This is a genomic window from Brucella sp. JSBI001, from assembly GCF_026014005.1.
Taxonomy (GTDB): Bacteria; Pseudomonadota; Alphaproteobacteria; order Rhizobiales; family Rhizobiaceae; genus Brucella; species Brucella anthropi.
Genome location: NZ_CP110339.1, coordinates 3040973 through 3063838, shown reverse-complemented (window position 1 = coordinate 3063838; position 22866 = coordinate 3040973). Strand labels below are relative to the sequence as shown.

The following is a 22866-nucleotide window of genomic DNA, read 5'->3' as shown; positions in this document are numbered from 1 at the left end:
ACCAGTAGTGCTGTGTGAGGGAGCCGATAATGAGCGGAACAGGACGCGGAGTATGGGACTTCTGGATCGACCGCGGCGGTACGTTTACGGACATCATCGGGCGAGATCCGCAGGGCCAGCTCCATGCACGCAAGGTTCTCTCCGAAAATCCGTCTGCCTATAAGGATGCCGCCGTTCACGGCATTCGCCTGCATCTTGGCCTCAGGACCGGCGAAGCGGTTCCCGCCGGTATCATCGGCGAAGTTCGCATGGGAACGACGGTCGCGACCAATGCGCTTCTCGAGCGCAAGGGCGAGCGGCTGGCCCTTGTCACCACCAGGGGGTTTCGCGATGCGCTGCGCATTGGCTATCAGGAACGCAAGAACATCTTTGCGACTGAAATCATCAAGCCGGAAGCGCTTTACGAAAAGGTGGTCGAGCTGAACGAACGCGTTCAGGCAGACGGCACGGTTGAAACGGCGCTCGATCCCGCCGAGGCGGAAGCCGTACTGGCTGCACTGAAGGAACAGGGCTACAAATCCGTCGCCATCGCGCTCATGCATGCTTATAAGTTCCCTGCACATGAGGCTGAAATTGCTCGCATTGCGCGCAGTCTCGACTTTGAACAGGTCTCCGTCAGCCATGAAGTTTCGCCGCTGATCAAGCTGGTCGGGCGTGGCGACACCACTGTCGTCGATGCCTATCTGTCGCCGGTTCTTCGCCGCTATGTTGCGCAGGTCTCCAACGAGCTGGATGTCGAGCGCACCGGCGCACGCGTCATGTTCATGATGTCGTCAGGCGGCCTCACCGCAGCCGATCTGTTTCAGGGCAAGGATGCAATCCTCTCCGGCCCGGCAGGCGGCGTCGTCGGCCTCGCCCGGACCGGCGAAACGGCTGGTTTCCCGAATGTCATCGGCTTTGACATGGGCGGCACCTCCACGGATGTCGCGCATTTCGACGGCGAATATGAACGCGCTTTTGAAACGGAAGTTGCCGGTGTGCGCGTGCGCGCGCCGATGATGCTGATCCACACGGTTGCCGCAGGTGGCGGTTCGATCCTGCATTACGACGCCGGACGTTTCCGTGTCGGACCGGATTCGGCAGGCGCCAATCCCGGTCCGGCCTGCTATCGCAATGGCGGACCGCTCGCCGTCACCGATGCCAATGTCATGCTGGGCAAGCTTCTACCGGAATTTTTCCCGGCAATCTTTGGCCCCGACCAGAACCAGACACTTGATGTGGAGCGGGTGCGGGAACGCTTCGCCGCGCTGGCAACTGAAATCGGCGATGGTCGTTCGCCGGAAGCGGTTGCCGATGGTTTCATCCGCATTGCGGTTGCCAATATGGTCGAGGCCATCAAGAAAATTTCCGTCCAGCGCGGCTATGATGTGACGCGCTATGCGCTCAACTGCTTTGGTGGCGCGGGCGGACAACATGCCTGTCTCGTGGCCGATGCGCTTGGCATGAAGAATATTCTTCTCCATCCCATGTCCGGCCTGCTATCCGCCTATGGCATGGGCCTGGCCGATATTCGCGCCACGCGCCAAAAGGCGCTTGGCGTCGCGCTCGATTCAGCAGCGCCTTCAGCCTTGAAAGAACTCGGCGAAGAACTGGCGCAGGAATGCGTCGTTGAACTTCTGGCCCAGGGCATAGAGGCTAAAGCCGTGCAGCGTCATCTGCGCGCCCACATCCGCTATGCGGGCACCGACACGGTGCTCTCCATTGAAGCCGCCTTCCCGGCACAGGATAATGCCGACCGTCTTCGCGCCGAGTTCGAGGCCGCCCATAAGCGCCGTTTCGGCTTCATTGCGGAAAACAAGGCTCTCGTTATCGACGCAGTGGAAGTTGAAGCCGTTGGCGGAGGTGCTGGCGAGACCGAAAGCGCCCAGTCGCTCGACAGCGATCTGGAAGCGGCAACCGCCAAACGGACCAGCTTCTTCTCGCAAGGCACGTTGCACGATGCGGGCGTCGTCTTGCGTGAGCAGATGCAGCGCGGCCAGACCGTCACCGGCCCGGCAATCATCATCGAGAAAAACCAGACCATCGTCATCGAAGATGGCTGGCAGGCTCGCCTGACCGCGCATGACCATGTGGTGCTGACGCGCATCAAGGCGCTGCCCGCCCGCACGGCCATCGGCACCGAAGCCGATCCGGTCATGCTGGAGATTTTCAACAATCTCTTCATGTCCATAGCCGAGCAGATGGGCGTGACGCTTCAAAACACCGCCTATTCGGTGAACATCAAGGAACGTCTCGACTTTTCCTGCGCAGTTTTCGACGCGGCAGGCAATCTCGTCGCCAATGCGCCGCATATGCCGGTGCATCTGGGTTCCATGGATGCATCCGTCGCCACCGCCATCCGCGAAAACAGCGACATCAAGCCGGGCGATGTGTTCCTCATCAACGCGCCTTATAATGGCGGCACGCATCTGCCCGATCTTACAGTATGCACGCCGGTTTTCGATGACGACAATCGCGAAATCCGCTTCTGGGTCGCTAGCCGTGGCCATCACGCGGATATTGGCGGCATCGCGCCGGGTTCCATGTCGCCGCTTGCGGTCAATATCGAGCAGGAAGGCGTCTATATCGACAATTTCAAGCTGGTTGATCGCGGCACCTTCCGCGAGGAAGCGCTCGCCGCTCTGCTGACGGGTGCGACCTACCCCGTCCGCAACCTGACGCAGAACGTCAACGACTTGAAGGCGCAGATCGCCGCCAACGAAAAGGGCGTCGCCGAGCTGAAAAAGATGATCGGTCTTTTCGGCGAGGATGTTGTGAAAGCCTATATGGGCCATGTTCAGGACAATGCCGCCGAAAGCGTGCGCCGTGTGCTCGACAAGCTGCCGGACGGCCATTTCACCTATGAGATGGATCAGGGCTGCCAAATTGAGGTGCGCGTCACGATCGACAAAGAAAAGCGCGAAGCGACGGTTGATTTCACCGGCACGTCGGAACAGCGCCCGGATAATTTTAATGCGCCGGAACCGGTGACACGTGCCGCTGTGCTCTATGTCTTCCGTGTGCTGGTCGAAGGCGACATTCCGATGAATGCGGGCTGCCTGCGCCCGATCAAGATCATCGTTCCGCAAGGTTCGATGCTTTCACCGCGCTATCCGGCAGCCGTGGTGGCGGGCAATGTCGAAGTCAGTCAGGCTGTCACCAACTGCCTGTTTGGCGCGACCAAGGCCATGGCCGCAGCGCAAGGCACTATGAATAATCTGACCTTCGGCAATGATGAATATCAGTATTACGAAACCATCTGTTCTGGTGCCCCCGCCGGTCCGGGTTTCAACGGTGCAGATGCCGTGCATACACATATGACCAATTCCCGCCTCACCGATCCGGAGATTCTGGAAACACGCTTCCCGGTGTTGCTGGAAGATTTCCACATTCGGCATGGATCGGGCGGCAAGGGCAAGTGGCACGCTGGCGACGGCACCAAGCGCACGATCCGTGCACTTAAGACGCTCGATTTCGCCATTCTCTCAGGACATCGCCGCGTAGCGCCCTTCGGCCTTGAAGGCGGCGAAGCCGGTCAAACCGGTCGCAATGAAGTACGGCGAAAGGACGGCTCCATCGAAGTGCTCGGCAACTGCGACCAGACCGTTCTGGAAGCAGGTGAAGCCTTCACCGTCATCACACCAACCGGTGGCGGTTACGGCAAACCCTAGTAGTTGGCCTGCCCACCGACACGCAAAGCGCCGCCAGCTGAAATTCTGGCGGCGCTTTGCGTTCAACCGGCATCGATTGCTTAAAGTCATCTCATAGTGACTGAGGGCGGGTGAATGCTTTCTCCACCCTTCCGATCCGGACTGAAGGGTGTTAGAATTATTCACTCAAATTATTCAAATAATTAGTAACCAATCCTAATAATTACTGCGTAATGGTCGTTTTGGACGCATCTTTAGAATTAAATTTCTGCGATCAATAGAACCTCAACCAGTTCACGGATACCGAAAATGAAATTCGCTCAGATCATCGCTACCGCAGGCATCATTCAGGCAGCTCTTTTCACTGGCGCTATGGCCGGAGAAAATCTCGACGCCATAAAGTCGGCGGGCGTTTTAAAGATCGGCACTGAAGGCACCTACGCGCCGTTCACCTATCACGACAAGGACAACAAGCTCGTCGGCTTCGACGTGGAAATCGGTGAAGCCGTGGCTGCCAAGCTCGGCGTAAAGCCGGAATTCGTTGAAGGCAAATGGGACGGGCTCATCGCTGGGCTTGATTCCAAACGCTATGATGCCGTTATCAACCAGGTAGGCATTACCGAAGAGCGTCAGAAGAAGTTCAACTTCTCCAACCCCTATATCGTTTCCAAGGTCGTTCTGATCGTCAACGACAAGGACGATACGATCAAGGATTTTGCTGACCTTAAGGGCAAGAAGTCAGCACAGTCGCTCACCAGCAATTACGGCAAGCTCGCGAAGGAAGCCGGCGCTGAACTCGTAGCCACAGATGGTTTCGACCAGTCGATCCAGCTTGTTCTGACAGGCCGTGCGGATGCGACCCTCAATGACAGCCTGTCTTTTCTCGACTTCAAAAAGCACCAGCCGAAGGCTCCGGTCAAGGTTGTGGCCGAGAAAGAAAATGCCGACGCGTCGGGCATCATCGTCCGCAAGGGCGACGATGATCTCGTAACGGCAATCAACAAGGCTCTCGACGAAATTAAAGCCGACGGCACCTACGACAAAATTTCACAGAAATATTTCGGTCAGGACGTTTCCAAGTAAGCGTTTTCCTGGTTTACAAGACGAAGCCGGAAGCTCCTTCCGGCTTCGTTTTATTGTGATTGTGAAAAACTATTCCCAAGACATGAATGTCAGGCTGTATAAGATAAGGACGCGCAGGTTTATCAGCGCAAGTTCATTTCAGTCTGACTTTATACATTATTGAGGAGCCGAAAACCGTGCCCGATTGGCTTCAACTGATGGTGGAATCCCTGCCGACTCTTTTGTGGGCTGGCTTGATCTTCACTATTCCCCTCACCCTTCTGTCCTTTGCATTCGGCCTGACATTGGGGCTCCTGACTGCGCTCGTGCGGTTGTTCGCTCCGCTTTGGCTTTCATCTATCGCACGCTTTTATGTCTGGATATTCCGCGGTACCCCCCTGCTCGTGCAGTTGTTCGTAATTTTTTACGGCCTGCCAAGCGCCGGCATCTATCTCGATGCATTTCCAGCGGCCGTAATTGGTTTCTCTCTCAGCGTTGGTGCTTATAGTTCGGAGATTATCCGGGCGGTCATATCTGCCGTTCCGAAAGGTCAATGGGAAGCCGCATATTCCATTGGTATGAGCTGGCGTCAGGCACTTGCCCGCACCATTCTGCCACAGGCAACCCGGACTGCAGTGCCTCCGCTCTCCAATTCCTTCATTTCTTTGGTGAAGGACACGTCGCTTGCAGCCGCCATCACCGTGCCGGAGCTTTTCCAGTCCGCGCAACGTATCGTCGCGACCACTTACGAACCTCTCATCCTCTATATCGAAGCAGCCTTGATCTATCTCGTGATGAGTTCCGTACTCTCAGCGCTGCAAGTGCGCCTTGAAAAACGCTTCGGACGTTATGGCGGCACACTGGAGACAAACGCATGATCGAGCTGCAACATATCGTAAAGCGCTTTGACGACGCTGTGATCCTTAATGATATCAACGTTGCGATTGCCGAGGGCACAGTAACAGCACTAGTCGGTCCATCCGGCGGAGGCAAAAGCACGTTGCTGCGTTGCATAAACCTGCTGGAGATTCCGACGTCGGGCACTCTGGTTCTGGGTGGCCAGAGCCTCAGCTTTGAGCCTGACCGTAAGCCGAGCTGGCAGGCAATCCAATCAATCCGCCGCCAGACAGGCATGGTGTTTCAGAACTTCCAGCTCTTTCCTCACCAGACCGCGATCCAGAATGTGATGGAAGGCCTCGTTACGGTTCTGAAATGGCCGAAGGACAAGGCAAAAGAACGTGCGATGGAATTGCTCACAAAGGTAGGGATGGCGCATAAAGCGGATGCTTGGCCTTCAACGCTCTCTGGTGGCCAGCAACAGCGTATCGCGATTGCACGTGCATTGGCACCATCCCCGCGTGTTCTGTTATGCGATGAGCCCACCTCGGCCCTTGACCCCGAACTCGCCTCCGAAGTCGTTGATGTTCTGAGCAAACTTGCAAAGGAAGGCACCACCATGGTGATCGCGACACACGACCTGCGACTCGCTTCCAAAATTGCAAAGAACGTCGTCTTTCTCGAGTCGGGCAACATCGTTGAAACGGGCTCCGCACACGAGGTTTTCACGCGGCCTGCGCGTGAGCGCACAAAACAATTCGTTGCGACAATCAACGCAGCCCATACTTACGACATCTAACCTGCAGACATATCGTCTCCTTAAGGGCTTTCGCCACCAGCGAAAGCCCTCGGCGCGCCGTTGGCTCAAATTTCATACGTGCATTCAAAATTTTCCGGCGGCTCTCGACAGCCTGCCCCTTGGTAAAACAGAAAACCACTGTTACATTATGCACAACGTAGAAATTGAAGCGCCTTGCTTGCGTCCTGACAGGTTCGCGCGGCGCCATAAGGACAAAAACCTTGAAGAACCCCGACGAGCGCACCGCCGAAATGGTGCATCAAGGGGCGTCCGGCGGACAATCGGGCAATTCGCAGGCCCGGAATCCGTCCGATAACGGCAAGCGCAGACCGCGCAAGAAAGCCGTTACAGATATCGGCAATGCCCGTAGTGCATCCGATTCAGGACGCTCAAAGCCACAGGACGAGACCGAAGGCACGAATTCGCAGAGCCAGCGTAAACGCGCACGTCGGCGTCGGCGCGGTAAGTCTGTGCCGGCTGTTGAAGCTTCTGCGCAAAAGCCCGAGGCTGCAGAAGCAGCAAACAACCAACAGCGATCTTCCGGAAAAATCTCGAATCGCCGCCGCCGCGCTCGTAAAAAGAAGCAGTCACGACAACAGGGTGCGCAGACGCCGCTGGTAGCTGAAGCTGCGTTGAAGTCTACGCATAATGTCGCGCGCGCGGAAAGCCAACATGCATCGACGCCGAACAAGCGTAAGGGCGGCAATGGCCAGATGCCCCGCGCTGCTAATGGCGCGCATCACGAAAAGGGCGACGCTCCACTTTATGCGGCTTTGGATCTTGGCACAAATAATTGCCGCCTGCTGGTTGCGTCGCCGACGCGGCCTGGCCAATTCCGCGTTGTGGATGCATTTTCACGCATCGTACGATTGGGAGAAGGCTTGAGTGCCACTGGCCAGCTTAGCGAAAATGCGATGGATCGTGCCGTTGAAGCACTGAAGGTTTGCCGTGACAAACTTGCAGGCAAGAAAATCAGACGTTCGCGACTGATAGCCACCGAAGCCTGCCGTTCGGCTTCGAATGGCGAAGCATTTTTGGCACGGGTTCTGGCGGAAACCGGACTTGAACTGGAGATCGTAGACCGGCAGACGGAAGCCCGGCTCGCTGTCTCAGGCTGCGGTACACTGGTTACCCGCGAAACGGATGCTGTCGTGTTGTTCGATATTGGTGGCGGTTCCTCTGAAATCGCGTTGATTGATGTTTCCCGTCGCCGTTCTCCTCGTCTGGCAGAGCATATCATGGCCTGGACGTCTCTTCCTGTCGGCGTCGTGACGCTGGCAGAACGTTTCGGCGGACGCAATGTCACGCAGGAAAGTTTCGATTCCATGGTTTCGCATGTGACCGATCTGCTTGCGCAATTTGCCGAGCGGCAGTGTCTCGGAAATCTGACTGCCAGTCCACGTTTCCACCTGCTGGGTACATCTGGAACCGTAACCACGCTCGCTGGAATTCATCTCGGCCTCGACCGCTATGATCGGCGCCGAGTCGATGGCATGTGGATGGGTGCCGACGATGTGACGCAAATGACCAACCGTCTTCTGTCGTGGGATTTTGACGCTCGTGTAGCCAACCCGTGTATTGGCGCAGATCGCGCCGATCTGGTATTGGCAGGCTGTGCTATTCTCGATGCGATACGCAAAGTATGGCCCAGCGAAAAACTACTTGTTGCCGATCGTGGTTTGCGTGAAGGCATTTTGACCGAACTGATGTCGCGCGACGGCGCATGGCGACACAATCGCGCGACAGGCGCTAGAAACAGGCACTGAAAATGAGCAAGGCAGGCGGAAACAAGGGTGGAGTAAAAACTGGTGGTCGCGGTGGCGCGGGCTCCAGCAATCTGCAGGTACGTGTGAAGAAAAAGGCAGGCACGATCAAGGAATCGTCACGCCGCTGGCTGCAGCGCCATTTGAACGACCCCTATGTGCACAAATCCAGGCAGGACGGATATCGTTCGCGCGCAGCCTACAAGCTCATTGAAATCAATGATCGTTATGATCTGCTCAAAAAGGGTCAAAAGATCATCGATCTCGGCGCTGCGCCTGGCGGCTGGTCGCAGATCGCGGCCAAGATTGTCGGTTCAACCGACGAGAATCCGAACGTCGTTGGCATCGACTACCTTCACGTCGACCCCCTGCCCGGCGTTGTCTTGCTGGAAATGGATTTTCTCGATGATGAGGCGCCACAAAAACTGATGGATGCGCTCGGTGACAAGCCCGATTTAGTCATTTCCGACATGGCTGCCCCGACGACTGGCCACCGCAGGACTGATCATCTGCGTACCGTGCATCTGTGTGAAGTCGCCGCTGATTTTGCCATTTCGGTTTTGAAGCCGGGCGGGCATTTTCTCACCAAGACATTCCAGGGTGGCACGGAAAATGAACTACTAGCTCTGCTGAAGCAGAAGTTCCGCTCTGTGCATCATGTCAAACCACCTGCATCACGCGCGGAATCGGTCGAGCTTTATCTACTCGCCCGCGATTTCAAAGGTTGAAGCTTATTTTCCGGCTGAGGTGCTCGCGGCTTCGATGGCTGCGGGCTCCTTACCGTGATGTTTCACGACTGTTGGCGCAGACAGTTCCTTGCCTGCATCAGGTGCGAGCCGCGCAAACCAGAGAAAAGCCAGAGCGGAAACGGCAGCAACCACAAAGAAGCCGATGTGGAAGTCCACCAATTCGAGATGGGCTCCGCGTAACGACGTACTGATTTCCAGAATACCACCTGCCAGTGCCACACCGATAGCAATGGAAACCTGCTGCGCCACTGCCGTGATGGGCGTCGCCTGACTGGTCTTTTCATCGGGGATTTCGGCGAAAGCAAGCGCATTGACACCAGTGAAAAACAACGAACGCGCAAAGCCCCCCACCAGCAAAAAGCCGATGATGATCCAGTAAGGTGTTGTCGGTGTGAACAGGCCGTTGACGGCAATGAAGCAGGCCGAAATCAAGGACCCTGCCATCAAGGCGCGCCGGAAACCAACGCGAACAAAGATACGCTTTGCACCGAATTTCATGCTGATCGCACCGATCGCCGAAACGAAAGTCATCATACCCGACTGAAACGGTGTGAGACCAAAGCCAAGCTGAAACATCAATGGCAGCAGGAATGGAATAGCCCCGATCCCGAACCGGAAAATGCTGCCGCCGATGACTGCGGAACGAAATACCTGATTATCGAAAAGTTTCAGGTTCAGCAGCGGATCATCGGTTCTCCTCGCATGCCGAAGATAGAGAACCGTGCAGACAATACCGATTGCAAGGGTTGTAAAACCCACCGCAGGCGGCAAGGCTGGCAGGCTGACGACCGACAATCCGAAGACAACACCCGACATTGCGATCCCGGAAAGAAAGAAGCCCGTCCAATCAAGGCGCTTTACGATGCGCTCGTCTGTGTCCGGCAGAAACCGCGCTGCAAACCAGATACCGACGAAACCGATCGGTACATTAATCAGGAAAATCCAATGCCAAGTCAGAAAAGTCGTGATGAAACCACCGACTGGTGGACCTACCAGCGGCCCGACCATTGCTGGAATCGTAAGCCACGCCATGGCTGACACAAGTTCACTGCGCGGAGTCGAACGGATAAGTACGAGACGGCCAACCGGTGTCATCATCGCACCGCCCATACCCTGCAAAAACCGCGCAACGACGAAAGCAGTCAGTGAATTCGATGCAGCGCAGGCTACAGAACCAACCACGAATACCGCAATTGCAGCCCGGAAGACATTCTTGGCCCCGAAGCGATCGGCCATCCAGCCGCTGACGGGAATAAAAACTGCGAGCGCAACAAGGTAAGCAGTCAGCGCCAGCTTGAGCGCAATAGGGCTTGTACCGATGTCAGCAGCGATAGCAGGAAGCGACGTCGAGATGACGTTCGAATCCATTTGCTCCATGAATAGGGCTATGGCCAGTACGAGAGGAATGATGCGATTCACGGTAATATTCCGAAATGACGGATATTTAAGAGCTGACAATCCTATGTAGCGCCACACTGATTATTGCTAGTCAGAGCAGCGTCACATTGCGGTGAATATGCGATAAAATCAGTAATTTATCGCGGTTTTGGGCCTAACTGGCTCTCTGCCGACAAAAGTCACTGAATTTCTCACGCCAGATTTCAACCGTTCACATTTGCGTAAAACAGGGTTGCGCTTCCCGTAACAGCTTGTTACATTTCGTTACAGTTTCACGAGGCTTCGAACCGGGTGGGGGGCCGCTCCGGTTCAAGGAGGTAGGAAATGAACGATATTACAAGAACCGCCATCATCTACGGAATGATGATCATTTCACTGAACACTGCGCTTGCAGTCGGCCTTCTTGGGCTTGATTTCCTGCATTAAAGCGTGCCCCTAAACAAAGTTTTTTGCCCTCCAGGCAGACATGAAAAAGAGCGTTTCCAATAAAATGGAAGCGCTCTTTTCGTTTCATACAGTCTCCGCAGTGTTGGCAAAGATTGCACTATGTGCCTCACAGTCAGAGAATTCGACCCTGACTGTTCGGGTCAAAGAAGACCGACTTGTCCAGGTTGAAGGCCAACGTGGCCGGTTGTCCCGCAGCGATGCGGGCATCTGCGCGCAGTCGTGCCACAACGTGCTTGCCGCCCAATCGCGTAACAGCAAACGTATCCGAGCCTGCGGGCTCGACAACATCGATCAGGCAATCCCCTTCCACTATCGCATTTGCATTGCGATCAGCTCCATCCGGATCTGTGAGTGCTTCAGGGCGAATACCGAAGACAATATCCTGGCCTTCATAAGCGCCTAGTCCTTGGGGCGCCGCCTTCAATGGCAGCTTCAACGGTTCACCTTCACCACGTCCGAGATTGATGGCATAGCCCGAACCGTTCTTTTCGACCCGAGCAGTTAGCAGGTTCATTGCTGGCGATCCCATGAAGTCAGCAACGAACATATTGGACGGATTATTGTAGATTTCGGCTGGCGTTCCGAATTGCTGCAAGATTCCATCCTTGAGAACGGCGATCTTAGTTGCCAGCGTCATTGCCTCGATCTGATCGTGCGTCACATAAACGATCGTAGTTTTCATCCGGCTGTGCAGCCGTTTAATCTCGGTGCGCATGTCGACACGCAGCTTGGCATCGAGGTTGGAAAGTGGTTCATCGAACAGGAATACCTGCGGATTACGCACCAGAGCACGCCCCATGGCCACACGCTGACGTTGGCCGCCTGAAAGCTGGCTTGGTTTGCGATCCAGCAGATGGCCGATCTGCAGGATATCGGCAACTTCCTGAATAGCCTTATCGCGCTCAGCCTTCGGAACCTTACGAATTTCCATGCCGAAAGCGATATTCCCGGCAACCGTCATATTCGGATAAAGCGCATAAGACTGGAAGACCATCGCAATATCGCGCTGGGATGGATGCAGGCCGGACACCGACTTGCCATTGATGGCTATGTCACCCGATGTGATCGGCTCAAGCCCGGCGATAGTATTCAACAATGTTGACTTGCCGCAGCCAGACGGGCCCACGAGAACGAGGAAACCGCCTTCATCAATCTCGATATTGATATCCTTCAAAACCGAAACATTGCCGTAGGATTTGTAGAGATCAGATATTTTCAGAAAAGACATTGCAACTTATCCCTTTACGGCACCGGACATCAGGCCACGTACGAAATAGCGACCGGAAACGATATAGACGATCAGCGTCGGCAGAGCTGCCAGGATGGCAGCTGCGAAATGGACATTGTATTCCTTAACGCCGGTGGAGGAGGAAACCAGATTGTTGAGTGCAACCGTCATCGGTGTGGAATTTGCACCCGAGAAGGAGGCACCAAACAGAAAGTCGTTCCAGATGTTCGTGAACTGCCAGATCACCGACACAACGATGATCGGTCCTGAAGACGGTAGCAAAATACGCCAGAATATCTGGAAGAAGCTCGCTCCGTCGATCTGCGCCGCCCGCACCAATTCTGTCGGGAAGGCTTCATAATAGTTGCGGAAATAGAGCGTCGTGAAACCGATACCGTAAACCACATGCACGAGGATCAGTCCCCAAATCGTGCCCGCAATCCCCAGAAAACCAAGAACACGCGCCATCGGAATGAGTACGATCTGGAACGGAATGAAGCACGACAACAGCAATAAGCCGAAAAAGATGTTCGACCCGCGGAATTGCCATTTGGTCAGAACGTAACCGTTCAAGGCGCCGACAATAGTCGAGATCGCAACGGCTGGAACCACCATCAGGATCGAGTTGATGAAGAACGGCTTCAACCCGGTAGGCTGAACTCCGATCTGTGCGGTCGACCATGCAGATAACCATGGTTCGATGGTCCATTGCTGCGGGAGGTTCAACATCCCGCCCTGACGGATTTCTTCAAGGGGTTTGAAGGAGTTGACCAGCATCACATAGAGCGGCAGCAGATAATAGAATGCAAAGAGCAGTAGCGCAGTGTAGATCAGCGCTCGCGTCAGCTTTCCGCTGTTGATGGCATTGTCTTGCGACTGGGCGCTCATGACCGAGACCCTCCGCGAATTTCAGAATACAGATAAGGAATGATAATCGAGAAGATCATCGCCAGCATGATAATCGCCGACGATGCACCGATACCCATCTGGTTCCGTGTGAACGTATAGGAATACATGAAAGTCGCAGGTAATTCGGTGGCCTGCCCCGGACCGCCACCGGTCAGCGCAATAACAAGATCGTATGCCTTGATTGCCAGATGAGCGAGAACCACGAAAGCTGACAGGAAAACCGGACGCATCAACGGGATAATGATGCGGCGATAGATCGTACCGGATGATGCTCCGTCAATCTGCGCCGCTTTGATGATTTCATTATCCACGCCGCGCAATCCTGCTAGGAACATCGCCATCACAAATCCGGAGGATTGCCACACAGCAGCAATCACCAGACAGTAGATTGCCATTGTATTGCTCTTGATCCAGTTGAAGGAGAAACTCTCCCAACCCCATAAATGCATTGTGTTTTCCAGACCGATACCTGGATCGAGAAACCACTTCCATGCCGTTCCAGTGACGATGAAAGATAACGCCATCGGATAAAGATAGATCGGACGTAGAACGCCTTCACCGCGGATCTTCTGGTCAAGAAGGATCGCAAGGAACAGCCCGATGACCGAACAGATAATGATGTAGAGCGATGCAAAGATCGCCAGATTGGTGATCGCACGCCACCAATGAGGCAAGGCCCACAACTTGGTGTAATTCGTAAGTCCGACGAAGCCATATGACGGCAGCATTCGGCTATTGGTTAGCGAAAGAACGCCCGTATAGATGATAAAACCATAGACAAACACGAGCACTATCAGAAAGCTCGGCCCCAGAACCAGCTTTGGCACCAGTTCTTGTAATCGGTTGTTACGCTGCATCTCTGCGTCACCTTGTTTACGCCACCCGGACATACGCCAAACATCAGGCGCACGTTCCGGACATCTGTTTGATCGGCATTCCAGCGCTTCTGCATTATGCGCGACCGAATGCACCCAATAAATTCAGTCTGCTGCAATTTCCGATGGAAACATGCAGGCCTTCATCATGCAATTGTTGTTTTGATTTCTGGCCACTGATGCCAGTACTTTCAGATGCTCTACCAATATCCAAAGCACCTGAGATAGAAGGCGTCCGGAAAGGGCCGGACGCCTCTTTGCTGTTATTTCGCACCTTCAACAGCCGACACGAGTTCTTTGACGGCATCTTCCGAGGAAAGCTGACCGTTGAACTGGCGTGTTACGACGTCATAGATCGCATTCTTCACCGCAGCAGGGTTAGCGTAACCATGCGCCATGGAGCCCAGCATCGTGCCTTTTTCACTCGCTTCCTTTTCGTCAGCGATAGCCTTCTTGCCGCAAGCATCGAAGTCGGTATCAGGCACATCGGTACGAGCCGGAGCGGAGCCCTTCACTACGTTGAATGCCGACTGGAAAGTCGGACTTTCAATCGCCGATGCCATTTCAAGCTGTGCAGGAACCTTGTCTTCCGAGACTTTGAACATGGCAAACATATCGGAGTTGAATGTGATAGCGCCCTGGGTGCCCGGATAGCGCATGCAAACGAAGTCTTCGCCCGGCTTCTTGCCAGCCTTGACAAACTCACCCTTCGCCCAGTCGCCCATGAACTGAAGGCCGGCTTTGCCTTCAATGACCATAGCTGAAGCCAAGTTCCAGTCGCGACCGGAGAAGTTATCGTCAACATAGGAGCGCAGTTTCGTCATACGATCGAAAGCCTGCTTCATCGTATCGCTGCCGAGCGTTTCTGGATCCAGATCGATGAAGGCCTTCTTGTAGAAATCTGTACCGAAAGAAAGCACTACAGCATCAAATATCGTTGCGTCCTGCCATGGCTGGCCGCCATGAGCGATCGGGGTGATGCCCTGTTCCTTGAACTTATCGAGGAGAGCGATCAGTTCATCCCAGTTGGTAGGCTCCTTGCCGCCAGCCTTGTCGAGCGCTGCCTTGTTGATCCACATCCAGTTGGTGGAGTGAACATTGACAGGAGCAGCGATCCAGTGGCCGTCATACTTGGCAAACTCCTGCAGAGGAGCCGGAATGACCTTTTCCCAACCTTCCTTGTTTGCGATCTCATCAAGATTACCAAGAGCACCCTGCTCTGCCCAATCGCGGATGTCGAAGCCGAGCATCTGCACTGCCGTCGGAGCATTGCCAGCTGTGACGCGCGCGCGCAGTACTGTCATGGCTTCCGTACCACCGCCACCGGCAACCGGCATATCGGTCCAGCTAATGCCCTTCTTTTCGAGATCCTTCTTGAGAACGTCGAGCGCGGCGGCTTCACCGCCAGCAGTCCACCAATGCAGAACTTCAACGTTCTGCTTGTCCTGCGCACTGGCAACAGGGGCCATTCCGGCGAGCAAAGCACAGGCGGCTGTACCCATCGCGGCGAGCTTCAAAAGTTTATGCATGTCTACCTCCCGTAGAAACAAACGAAACTAAAACTATCGGATATCTGGCTAAGCCTTTGCTTCAGCGCAGTAATCCGTCTCGTCATTCCCATCCGCGCCTCTTCGGCACAGACCCGAAACCAGCTGCACCACACAACCAGTTTCTCCTACTCACTGCCGCAATACGATGCGAAAGCTTCCGCTTTCACCTGTGCCCGGCCATCCCTCACGACGCTTTTCCTGAAATCCTCCATCCCACTCATACGCCGCTTAAGCCCAATTGACAACGTTGTCTTTTAAGGATGCTAAATATCCACAAGACAAGATGTGAACATAGGATAGGCCCAAACCCTGCCAGGGTGTCAATATCTTCCGATAGATAAAACGCGTAAAATTCAATCGATTAAAACTTCAGGTAGAGCCGGCGCCCTGAAAAACGCTTAGAAATTAAAGCATTACCACCTCAAGGGCAGCGTTTTACATGGCGCCTCCCATCAAACCAGCACTCTAAAATCCCCCTCATCGACCTGAAATGCCGGCAGTATAAAATTTCCCTTATTTTACTGGACAAGCCCGCGACGAAACCCTAATTTCACGCCGCTCGCACAATGGTGTGCGGGCTTGTTCTCGGGGCGGGGTGAAACTCCCCACCGGCGGTATGAAGCAAAAGTTTCGAGCCCGCGAGCGCCTGAAAGATGCCGATTCGGCTTCCGTTCAGGGTCAGCAGATCCGGTGAGATGCCGGAGCCGACGGTTAAAGTCCGGATGGAAGAGAGCGAATGAGCGTTAGGATTGCGCCCTTGGGCACAATCAATGCGTTCTTTTGTGCGCCCTGATTCTAGTTTCGTGTGGAACCTATGAACCAGAGCTATCCGAACAAGACTTCCTTCAAGATCGCATTCATTCAGGCCCGTTGGCACGCCGATATTGTCGACGAAGCTCGCAAGAGCTTTATCGCGGAACTGTCCGCAAAGGCTGGCACAAATATAGAAGTCGAAATCTTCGACGTTCCAGGTGCCTATGAAATTCCTCTCCACGCCAAGACTCTGGCCAAAACCGGCCAGTATGCTGCCATTGTCGGCGCTGCGTTCGTCGTGGATGGCGGCATCTATCGACATGATTTCGTGGCAACTGCTGTCATCAACGGCATGATGCAAGTCGGCCTAGAGACCGAAGTTCCGGTGCTCAGCGTTGTTCTGACACCGCATCATTTCCATGAAAGCAAGGAACATCATGAATTTTTCCATGCCCACTTCAAGGTGAAGGGCGTGGAAGCAGCCAATGCGGTGTTGCAGGTCGTTAGCGAACGCAGCCGTATTGCCGCCCTTGCATAATGATGCTTCGACCGGCCTTTGCGAAAAGGCCGGTCATTCTCCTGCGATACGCTCTCCATGGGCATAAACGTCGAATTCAACACCTCGCACCAGTGCAACAAGCGTTAGGTTGGCATCTTCCGCCGTTCGAATGGCAAGAGCTGTCGGCGCAGAGATTGCGGCCAGAACTGGCGCACCGAACATAACTGCTTTCTGCACCATTTCGACCGAAACACGGCTGGTAATCGCGACGATCCCATTTCCCGGTGCAGTACCAATACGCGAGACAGCTCCGACGAGCTTATCCAATGCGTTGTGACGCCCCACGTCCTCACGTACAGCAATAAGCCCCTCGCCTGGCACATAGAACCCCGCCGCATGAACTGCATGGGTCTCAGCATTCAGTTGCTGCTCTTTCGTGAGAGACACGACAGCCATTGAAATATCGTTGGAAGAGAATTTCCTATCACCTTGTTCCAAAGCCTCAAGCGACCGCAACGCATGGTCGATTGAATCTATACCACAGAGACCACACCCAACGGGACCAGCCATAAACCTGCGTCGCGCGGCAAGCCTCTGCTCGGGGCGTTCGGACAGTCTGATCTGTAGGTCTATACCCTTTTCAAAGGCTACGACATCAACCGCTTCTATCTCGGAAATATGGTCAACGATATTCTCGGTGAGCGTGAAACCGATCGCGAAGTCCTCAAGATTATCCGGTGTAGCCATCATTACGGCTTGGGTTGAACCGTTATAGCTGACCGCCACGGGCACTTCTTCCGGGACCATTCGGGTGCTTTCATGAAAGCTCGACACACGATGCGCGATACGTACAGCGCTCTGGCTAACCTTGTGGATCGTCACCTTAATCGCTCCCCTGTCATCGCATCCGTTCTCCCAGCAGTTTCATGTGGCATGAAAACAACTTTAATGTAAGTTGCCACCGGACAAGCCGTCGCGATTTGAGCGGCAAGTGAGGAAAATATGGATATTCGCCAGGTAGACGACAATTATTCAGTCTCGGGCCAGATCGAGCCCGACGACGTACGCGATATTGCAGCGGAGGGATTTCGCACAATCATTTGCAATCGGCCAGACGGCGAAGGCGGCCCTGAACAACCCGAGTTCAGCGAAATTGCACGTGTCGCCGAAAAAGCCGGGCTTGCAACTTACTACATCCCGGTTGTAGGCGGACAATTGACGCAAGAAGATGTGGATGCGATGGCAGCAGCGCTGGATGAAGCTGAGGGCCCCATTCTTGGTTACTGCCGATCGGGTGCACGCTCTACGAATATTTACGGGATCGTGCAGCAGCAAAAGCGCGGATAAAGAACGAGCGCAAGCTATGTGGGCGGTGAAGCCGCAAAGGCATTTCAACAGTCTTTGCAAACATGGCGATCACCGTCCAGAAAGCCGGGTGCGGCCCGAATGAACACCGCGCGATGTATGTGCGCAATATTGGCGATAATAGCTCATACCGGTACGTGTCACAGTCGCAACAACACCGCCAAGAACGAGAAGCCATCCAATGGCTTGTGGCCAGTTGAAGCTTTCAATCCCGCCGCTCAGCGCGACAATAAAGATACCAGCCCAGAGCAGAGCAGCCGTGCGGCGCCAGAATACCGGGTTGAGCTCATCGAAGACAGCCTTCCACAGTGAGTGAACAAGGCAGGCGAAGAAAAGGGCAGCGGCCAGCCCGATATTGAGCAACTCGACCGGAAGCCATTGTTGCGAAGTAAGCATCGTTTCCATCATCCACTTAACCAAGATGCGTATCGAGGACCCCGTTACGGGATTTGTCTTTACGATCACTAGTACTGTTACTGTTCGTCCTATTCAGCTTTCGCTTTGTGGCCGTAACGTGTTACAAGCACGGAAAGCTCCTTCGGATAAATTCACTTATTATTGCGATCACGCGAAATATCGTGTTGAAAACACTACGCTATTCGCAGTGTTCGACTGCATTGGATGTGGCGCAACCCCTTCCAGCGATTGAGAAATTTGTGGTTCCGCCCCCTGAATATTTCACTATGGAATTTCATTCACAATCGCATCAAATAACAGCTTTGTAACAATTCGGCACAGCAAAGAGGCTCCGGCAACACCGAAGCCTCAAAGTTATTCACAAGGTTGCAGTTTATTAGGTAGTCTTTACTTGCCCACCGCCCTTTTTGCTAGGAAGCCGCGAAGACGGATCCGCTGACGCTGGCGCATTGGCCGGACGTCCGAAAAGAAAGCCTTGAACCTGTTCGCAACCCTCTTCGATCACCATGCGATGCTGGTCAAAGGTTTCTATACCCTCGGCCACCACCGGGAGATCAAGACTACGACCCAACCCGACGATGGCTCGTACAATGGCTCTCGCACTAACATCCGTTTCCATGCTGGTGATGAAACTGCGGTCGATCTTGATCTTGTCGAATGGGAAACTTTGAAGGTTACTGAGCGACGAATAGCCAGTGCCGAAATCATCCATCACGATACGGACACCCAGCTTCTTCATGCGACGCAACAGTTCGAGTGTCGTCAATCGGTCCTTCATTAATGCGGCTTCCGTTACCTCCAGCTCCAATCTCGTGGGATCCAGACCCGTTTCTAGGAGAACCGAACTGACCGTGTCCGGCAGATTGACCAAACGGAACTGTACTGGGGAGAGGTTTACAGCGATAGTTAAATGCTTCTCCCATCCGGCGGCAGTGCGGCAGGCTTCACGCAGAACCCACTCACCGAGTGGGACAATTACCCCCGTTTCCTCAGCGATAGGAACAAAAACCTCCGGTGGTATCTGGCCACGTTCCGGATGGTTCCAACGAACCAGTGCTTCATAGCCGGTACAACTACCATCTGCTGTTGCGAACAATGGCTGATAGGCAATACTGATCTGACCGCGAACCATGGCGTGGCGCAAATCAGCCTCCATCTGGCGGCGCTCTCTTATTTCACGGTCCATTTCCGGCGAGTAGAATGCAACCGTACCCCGTCCTTCTGTCTTCGCCCGATAAAGCGCAATGTCTGCCGCATGTCGGATGGCTTCTGCATCCTTGCCGTCATTCGGGTATACGGCAACGCCAATGCTGACACCGACAGCAGTCGGATCGAGCACTGTATTCAGTTCCGACCGGAAGGTATCCAGAATCTTTTCGGACAGTTTCCGTGCACCCTTGGGCTGCGGAACCCCGACCTGCAGAATGATAAACTCGTCGCCGCCAATACGTGCTGCCGTGTCTATACCGTTTATGGATCGCTTCAGAATGCTGGAAACCGTCTTCAATACCCGATCACCTTCGGCATGGCCGAAAATATCGTTCACTGCTTTGAACCGGTCCAGATCAAGCGCGAGTACAGCAAAAGGCTCTCGGCTGCGGCGTGCCACTGCGTTTGCGAGACGCTCTTCAAAGAACATTCGGTTAGGTAAATCCGTGAGTGTATCATGCCGCGCCATATGCTCGATCTGACGCTGGGCCGTGCGCTTTTCGGTAAGATCACGGACAGCCAGAACTTCGCAAGGGCGTCCCTGATACTCAATCGTATGAACCGCGAGTTCAAAGATGCGCTCATCATTTGGAAATCTGGGTGCGGCCTCGATTGCTTCCGGGCGAGAAGCACAGACGGGGAGCCCATCAGCCGCCAGCAACAGAGTATCCGGCGCAACACCGACAAGCGCCTTTTCACTGCTTCGCATGAGATCGGAAAACCGAGCGTTCATCTCGACTATTCCACCATCACGAACGACGGCCAGTCCGTCCAGGGTAGCGTTCGCAAATCCCTTCAAGTCCGTCATGTAACGATCTACAAATACTGCAATAATCGTTGTCAGCGCTACTATACTGACAACAGCGGCAATTGCACCGATCAGCCAGAGACGCCCTATGCCCAGCGGATCAGCAGCAGGAAGGGTCGGGTTTGGAACCAGCTCGGTCGACGCAACTGCAGTAAAGTGGAGCGTGCAAACAGCAAGAATCCCCCCAACGGTCGGTAGCAAAACGCGCATCCAGCCGGCAGCGTTCATCACAAACCAGAAAGCAGCCAGCAAAAGCAGGATCGATATTATACTGCCAATCAGGATCGGTGGAAGGTCATAGTGAACATCTGCAGCTGCTCTGATTGCACTCATACCAGTGAAATGCATTGCGGCAATCGATAGGGTTGCTGAAATGGCTGCGATCAAAACGTATTTGAACGCCTTACCATTCAGGAAGCGCACACTCAGCCAAAAGCCAAGTACGGCAATTGCCGCTGAAAGAACCGTGATCGTAAAATCGAACTCGATTGCCACGGTGCCACGATATGCAAGCATCGCCACGAAATGGGTTGCCCACACGCCCAATCCACCCGCGAGCGCGCTTATCGCCAGCCAATTGTCACGGCGGCTTTCCGTGCATTCCCGCGCGCGGACGAGCAACAGAAAGAAAGCAAACATGCTTGCAAATGAGATGGATGCAGCCAAAACCACGAAAGGCTGATCGTGCTGTACTGTTACGCATTCCAGGACTTTAAACATACCGCCCCCTGCGCCCGCCTGAAGTGCCACCATATAAAAATACAACCAGAAGCATCATTCAGACTGTGCTTTGTTCCCTGAACAAAAGTACCAATAACTATTTAAGCATTTCTGAACTATGATATATATCGGCCCACATAAGCTGACGTTGCAAGAGTGGATCAAGTACGCTTGCCAAAACGCCGTCCGACACGAGCAAGCAATATCACGGGCAAAATTCCGACTACCACGATGGCAAGCGCCGCAATGGACGCTTCCTCATAAGTCCCGCGCGCAGCCTCACCATAAAGATGCGTTGCAAAAGTTTCGACATTAAGTGGGCGCAGCAAAAGTGTTGCTGGTAATTCTTTCACACAGTCTACGAATACGAGCAAACCTGCCGCCACAATGGCTGTTCTGGATAGTGGCAGATGAACTGCACAGAATGTTTGTGTCACACCGCGCCCTAATGTGCGCGATGCATGATCCAGCGACAAGGGTATGCGTTCTAATCCGGAATCAATACCACCTGCAGAAATGGCGAGAAATCGGACCACATAGGCATAAATGACCGCTGCACCCGTTCCGATCAGTACCAATCCGGCGGAATATCCGAAGAAATGCAATGTGAACTGATTGAAGAGATGATCAAAGCCGCCGGCGACCACCAGAATACCGATGGCGATTACAGTGCCCGGCGCCGCATATCCCATCGTCGAAAAGCGATAAGACCAGCGCGAAATTGAACCCGGAAAAAGTCGGACGGCATATGCGACAAACATTCCGCATATGAGCACCAGCGCAGTCGCGATCGAAGCCAGAGCAACGGTATTAAAAGCTTCTCCGAGCAATCGCGGGGACACACCTGCAAAACGAATACGTTTTATGGCCTCCACGACCAGATAGATTGCCGGCAGTACGAATCCGATAACTACCGGCAGTGAGCAGAGACAGAACAACCAGATCGCTTGCCCTCGTCTGACTTTCAACGGCTCGAAGCCACGCGAATGGCGGATATTGGAAGCAAAGCGCTGCTTGCGCCGTGCCCAGCGCTCGATTGAAACGAGAGCAACAACCAGAAACAGAAGAGCGAGTGCAAGTTGGGCTGCACCAGGCAGATCGGAACGCGTTATCCAGGTCGTATAAATCGAAACGGTCAATGTGCGAACGCCCAGGAACTCGGCAGCCCCCACATCGTTCAATGTTTCCATCAAGGCCAGACTGACACCGACCGCCACGGCAGGCCGGGCAAGTGGCAATGCAACCCGCCAGAAGATGCCCTTGCGGCTTACCCCCAGAGTTCTCGCTGCTTCGATGAGGCTGGCGGATTGGGTGAGAAACATGGCTCGTGTAGGAATATAGACATAGGGATAGAGAACGAAGCCTAGCAGAATGATACACCCGGTCATCGAGCGGACGTCGGGCAATCGAAACTGACGCGGGCTTTCATATCCTAGTACGAAGCGAACAGCACCTTGCACCGGACCAATGGGATGCAGGATATCGAGATAGGCATAAGCGATAATATATGTCGGGACAGCCAATGGCAGCAGAAGCGCCCATTCCAGCACGCCTCGACCGCGAAAATCATAAGCCGTGACCAGCCATGCCATCGACGTTCCGAGGACGGCAGCGATAATGCCAACGCCGGTAAGCAAGATGACTGTTTCAAGAAAAGCCGTTGGCAGGTTGGTGGTAAATAGATGCGTCCATAGTCCGACTGAGCCTTGTATGGCTTCCAATGCAAGGGCGAAAACCGGCAGCAAAACCAGAACTGCGACGAAAACCGAGAACCATAACCAGCTGCGCCCTGCTCTTGCGGGTTGCAAAACTCGTTTCCGCATGGCTGCAAGGACTTCCATTCGTCTCT

At 54.2% G+C, this 22866-nt stretch carries 17 protein-coding genes and 1 riboswitch; of the genes, 8 read left to right on the top strand and 9 right to left on the bottom strand.

All coding sequences use genetic code 11. The features are described 5' to 3' along the window. Nucleotides 1–29 precede the first annotated feature (29 nt). From LJ361_RS14470 to LJ361_RS14445, 6 genes are all read left to right on the top strand, one after another. Nucleotides 30–3650, top strand: coding sequence for a hydantoinase B/oxoprolinase family protein (locus tag LJ361_RS14470; RefSeq protein WP_010658993.1), 3621 nt, complete (start codon nt 30–32; stop codon nt 3648–3650). A 288-nt stretch (nt 3651–3938) separates the two neighbouring features. Next, nucleotides 3939–4712 carry an amino acid ABC transporter substrate-binding protein gene (locus tag LJ361_RS14465; RefSeq protein ID WP_010658994.1) on the top strand — a complete coding sequence of 258 codons (774 nt, stop codon included), beginning with the start codon at nt 3939–3941 and terminating at the stop codon, nt 4710–4712. Between the two features lie 176 nt (nt 4713–4888). Beyond that, nucleotides 4889–5569 (top strand): ABC transporter permease subunit, encoded by a 681-nt coding sequence (locus LJ361_RS14460; protein ID WP_010658995.1) that lies wholly within the window; start codon nt 4889–4891, stop codon nt 5567–5569. Then, nucleotides 5566–6327 carry an amino acid ABC transporter ATP-binding protein gene (locus tag LJ361_RS14455; RefSeq protein ID WP_010658996.1) on the top strand — a complete coding sequence of 254 codons (762 nt, stop codon included), beginning with the start codon at nt 5566–5568 and terminating at the stop codon, nt 6325–6327. Before LJ361_RS14460 ends, LJ361_RS14455 begins: the two co-directional genes overlap by 4 nt. A 221-nt stretch (nt 6328–6548) precedes the next feature. Beyond that, entirely contained in the window at nt 6549–8093 is a 1545-nt protein-coding gene (locus tag LJ361_RS14450; RefSeq protein WP_029375988.1) for a Ppx/GppA phosphatase family protein, read from the top strand. 2 nt (nt 8094–8095) lie between these two features. Further along, nucleotides 8096–8818, top strand: coding sequence for an RlmE family RNA methyltransferase (locus tag LJ361_RS14445; RefSeq protein ID WP_010658998.1), 723 nt, complete (start codon nt 8096–8098; stop codon nt 8816–8818). A 3-nt stretch (nt 8819–8821) separates the two neighbouring features. On the opposite strand, the gene LJ361_RS14440 is transcribed toward LJ361_RS14445, so the two are convergent. From LJ361_RS14440 to LJ361_RS14420, 5 genes are all read right to left on the bottom strand, one after another. After that, nucleotides 8822–10258: a DHA2 family efflux MFS transporter permease subunit gene (locus LJ361_RS14440; protein WP_264811822.1), complete on the bottom strand. Its 1437-nt coding sequence runs from the start codon at nt 10256–10258 to the stop codon at nt 8822–8824. Between the two features lie 538 nt (nt 10259–10796). Next, on the bottom strand, nt 10797–11912 hold the full coding sequence (locus tag LJ361_RS14435) for an ABC transporter ATP-binding protein (RefSeq protein ID WP_010659001.1): 1116 nt from the start codon (nt 11910–11912) through the stop codon (nt 10797–10799). Nucleotides 11913–11918: 6 nt separating this feature from the next. Further along, on the bottom strand, nt 11919–12800 hold the full coding sequence (locus LJ361_RS14430; protein WP_010659002.1) for a carbohydrate ABC transporter permease: 882 nt from the start codon (nt 12798–12800) through the stop codon (nt 11919–11921). Further along, the gene (locus LJ361_RS14425; protein ID WP_010659003.1) at nt 12797–13678 is read right to left on the bottom strand and encodes a carbohydrate ABC transporter permease; all 882 of its coding nucleotides are present in this window, start codon (nt 13676–13678) and stop codon (nt 12797–12799) included. The genes LJ361_RS14430 and LJ361_RS14425 overlap by 4 nt, the downstream gene beginning before the upstream one ends. Before the next feature lie 281 nt (nt 13679–13959). Continuing rightward, nucleotides 13960–15225: an ABC transporter substrate-binding protein gene (locus LJ361_RS14420; protein WP_010659004.1), complete on the bottom strand. Its 1266-nt coding sequence runs from the start codon at nt 15223–15225 to the stop codon at nt 13960–13962. A gap of 598 nt (nt 15226–15823) precedes the next feature. Further along, nucleotides 15824–15984, top strand: a riboswitch (FMN riboswitch). 76 nt (nt 15985–16060) lie between these two features. Between LJ361_RS14420 and LJ361_RS14415 the strand changes: the two genes are divergently transcribed. Beyond that, nucleotides 16061–16537, top strand: coding sequence for a 6,7-dimethyl-8-ribityllumazine synthase (locus LJ361_RS14415; protein WP_010659005.1), 477 nt, complete (start codon nt 16061–16063; stop codon nt 16535–16537). Between the two features lie 33 nt (nt 16538–16570). On the opposite strand, the gene fdhD is transcribed toward LJ361_RS14415, so the two are convergent. Next, nucleotides 16571–17380, bottom strand: a complete 810-nt coding sequence (gene fdhD / locus LJ361_RS14410) for a formate dehydrogenase accessory sulfurtransferase FdhD (protein ID WP_010659006.1) — start codon at nt 17378–17380, stop codon at nt 16571–16573. 120 nt (nt 17381–17500) lie between these two features. On the opposite strand from fdhD, the gene LJ361_RS14405 reads away from it, so the two are divergent. Beyond that, on the top strand, nt 17501–17845 hold the full coding sequence (locus LJ361_RS14405) for a TIGR01244 family sulfur transferase (protein WP_010659007.1): 345 nt from the start codon (nt 17501–17503) through the stop codon (nt 17843–17845). 69 nt (nt 17846–17914) lie between these two features. Here LJ361_RS14405 and LJ361_RS14400 read toward each other — a convergent pair whose 3' ends face one another. The 3 genes from LJ361_RS14400 to LJ361_RS14390 form a co-directional block, all read right to left on the bottom strand. After that, nucleotides 17915–18271 carry a hypothetical protein gene (locus LJ361_RS14400; RefSeq protein ID WP_181152406.1) on the bottom strand — a complete coding sequence of 119 codons (357 nt, stop codon included), beginning with the start codon at nt 18269–18271 and terminating at the stop codon, nt 17915–17917. 385 nt (nt 18272–18656) lie between these two features. Continuing rightward, nucleotides 18657–21017 carry an EAL domain-containing protein gene (locus tag LJ361_RS14395; protein WP_036563555.1) on the bottom strand — a complete coding sequence of 787 codons (2361 nt, stop codon included), beginning with the start codon at nt 21015–21017 and terminating at the stop codon, nt 18657–18659. 161 nt (nt 21018–21178) lie between these two features. After that, nucleotides 21179–22858, bottom strand: a complete 1680-nt coding sequence (locus LJ361_RS14390; protein WP_010659010.1) for an ABC transporter permease — start codon at nt 22856–22858, stop codon at nt 21179–21181. Nucleotides 22859–22866 lie beyond the last annotated feature (8 nt).

What these genes read in the sequence shown, in the direction of transcription:
- LJ361_RS14470 (WP_010658993.1), top strand. Translation starts at nt 30, where the DNA reads ATGAGCGGAACAGGACGCGGAGTATGGGACTTCTGGATCGACCGCGGC.
- LJ361_RS14465 (WP_010658994.1), top strand. Translation starts at nt 3,939, where the DNA reads ATGAAATTCGCTCAGATCATCGCTACCGCAGGCATCATTCAGGCAGCT.
- LJ361_RS14455 (WP_010658996.1), top strand. Translation starts at nt 5,566, where the DNA reads ATGATCGAGCTGCAACATATCGTAAAGCGCTTTGACGACGCTGTGATC.
- LJ361_RS14445 (WP_010658998.1), top strand. Translation starts at nt 8,096, where the DNA reads ATGAGCAAGGCAGGCGGAAACAAGGGTGGAGTAAAAACTGGTGGTCGC.
- LJ361_RS14435 (WP_010659001.1), bottom strand. Translation starts at nt 11,912, where the DNA reads ATGTCTTTTCTGAAAATATCTGATCTCTACAAATCCTACGGCAATGTT.
- LJ361_RS14430 (WP_010659002.1), bottom strand. Translation starts at nt 12,800, where the DNA reads ATGAGCGCCCAGTCGCAAGACAATGCCATCAACAGCGGAAAGCTGACG.
- LJ361_RS14425 (WP_010659003.1), bottom strand. Translation starts at nt 13,678, where the DNA reads ATGCAGCGTAACAACCGATTACAAGAACTGGTGCCAAAGCTGGTTCTG.
- LJ361_RS14420 (WP_010659004.1), bottom strand. Translation starts at nt 15,225, where the DNA reads ATGCATAAACTTTTGAAGCTCGCCGCGATGGGTACAGCCGCCTGTGCT.
- LJ361_RS14415 (WP_010659005.1), top strand. Translation starts at nt 16,061, where the DNA reads ATGAACCAGAGCTATCCGAACAAGACTTCCTTCAAGATCGCATTCATT.
- LJ361_RS14405 (WP_010659007.1), top strand. Translation starts at nt 17,501, where the DNA reads ATGGATATTCGCCAGGTAGACGACAATTATTCAGTCTCGGGCCAGATC.
- LJ361_RS14400 (WP_181152406.1), bottom strand. Translation starts at nt 18,271, where the DNA reads ATGATGGAAACGATGCTTACTTCGCAACAATGGCTTCCGGTCGAGTTG.
- LJ361_RS14395 (WP_036563555.1), bottom strand. Translation starts at nt 21,017, where the DNA reads ATGTTTAAAGTCCTGGAATGCGTAACAGTACAGCACGATCAGCCTTTC.
- LJ361_RS14390 (WP_010659010.1), bottom strand. Translation starts at nt 22,858, where the DNA reads ATGGAAGTCCTTGCAGCCATGCGGAAACGAGTTTTGCAACCCGCAAGA.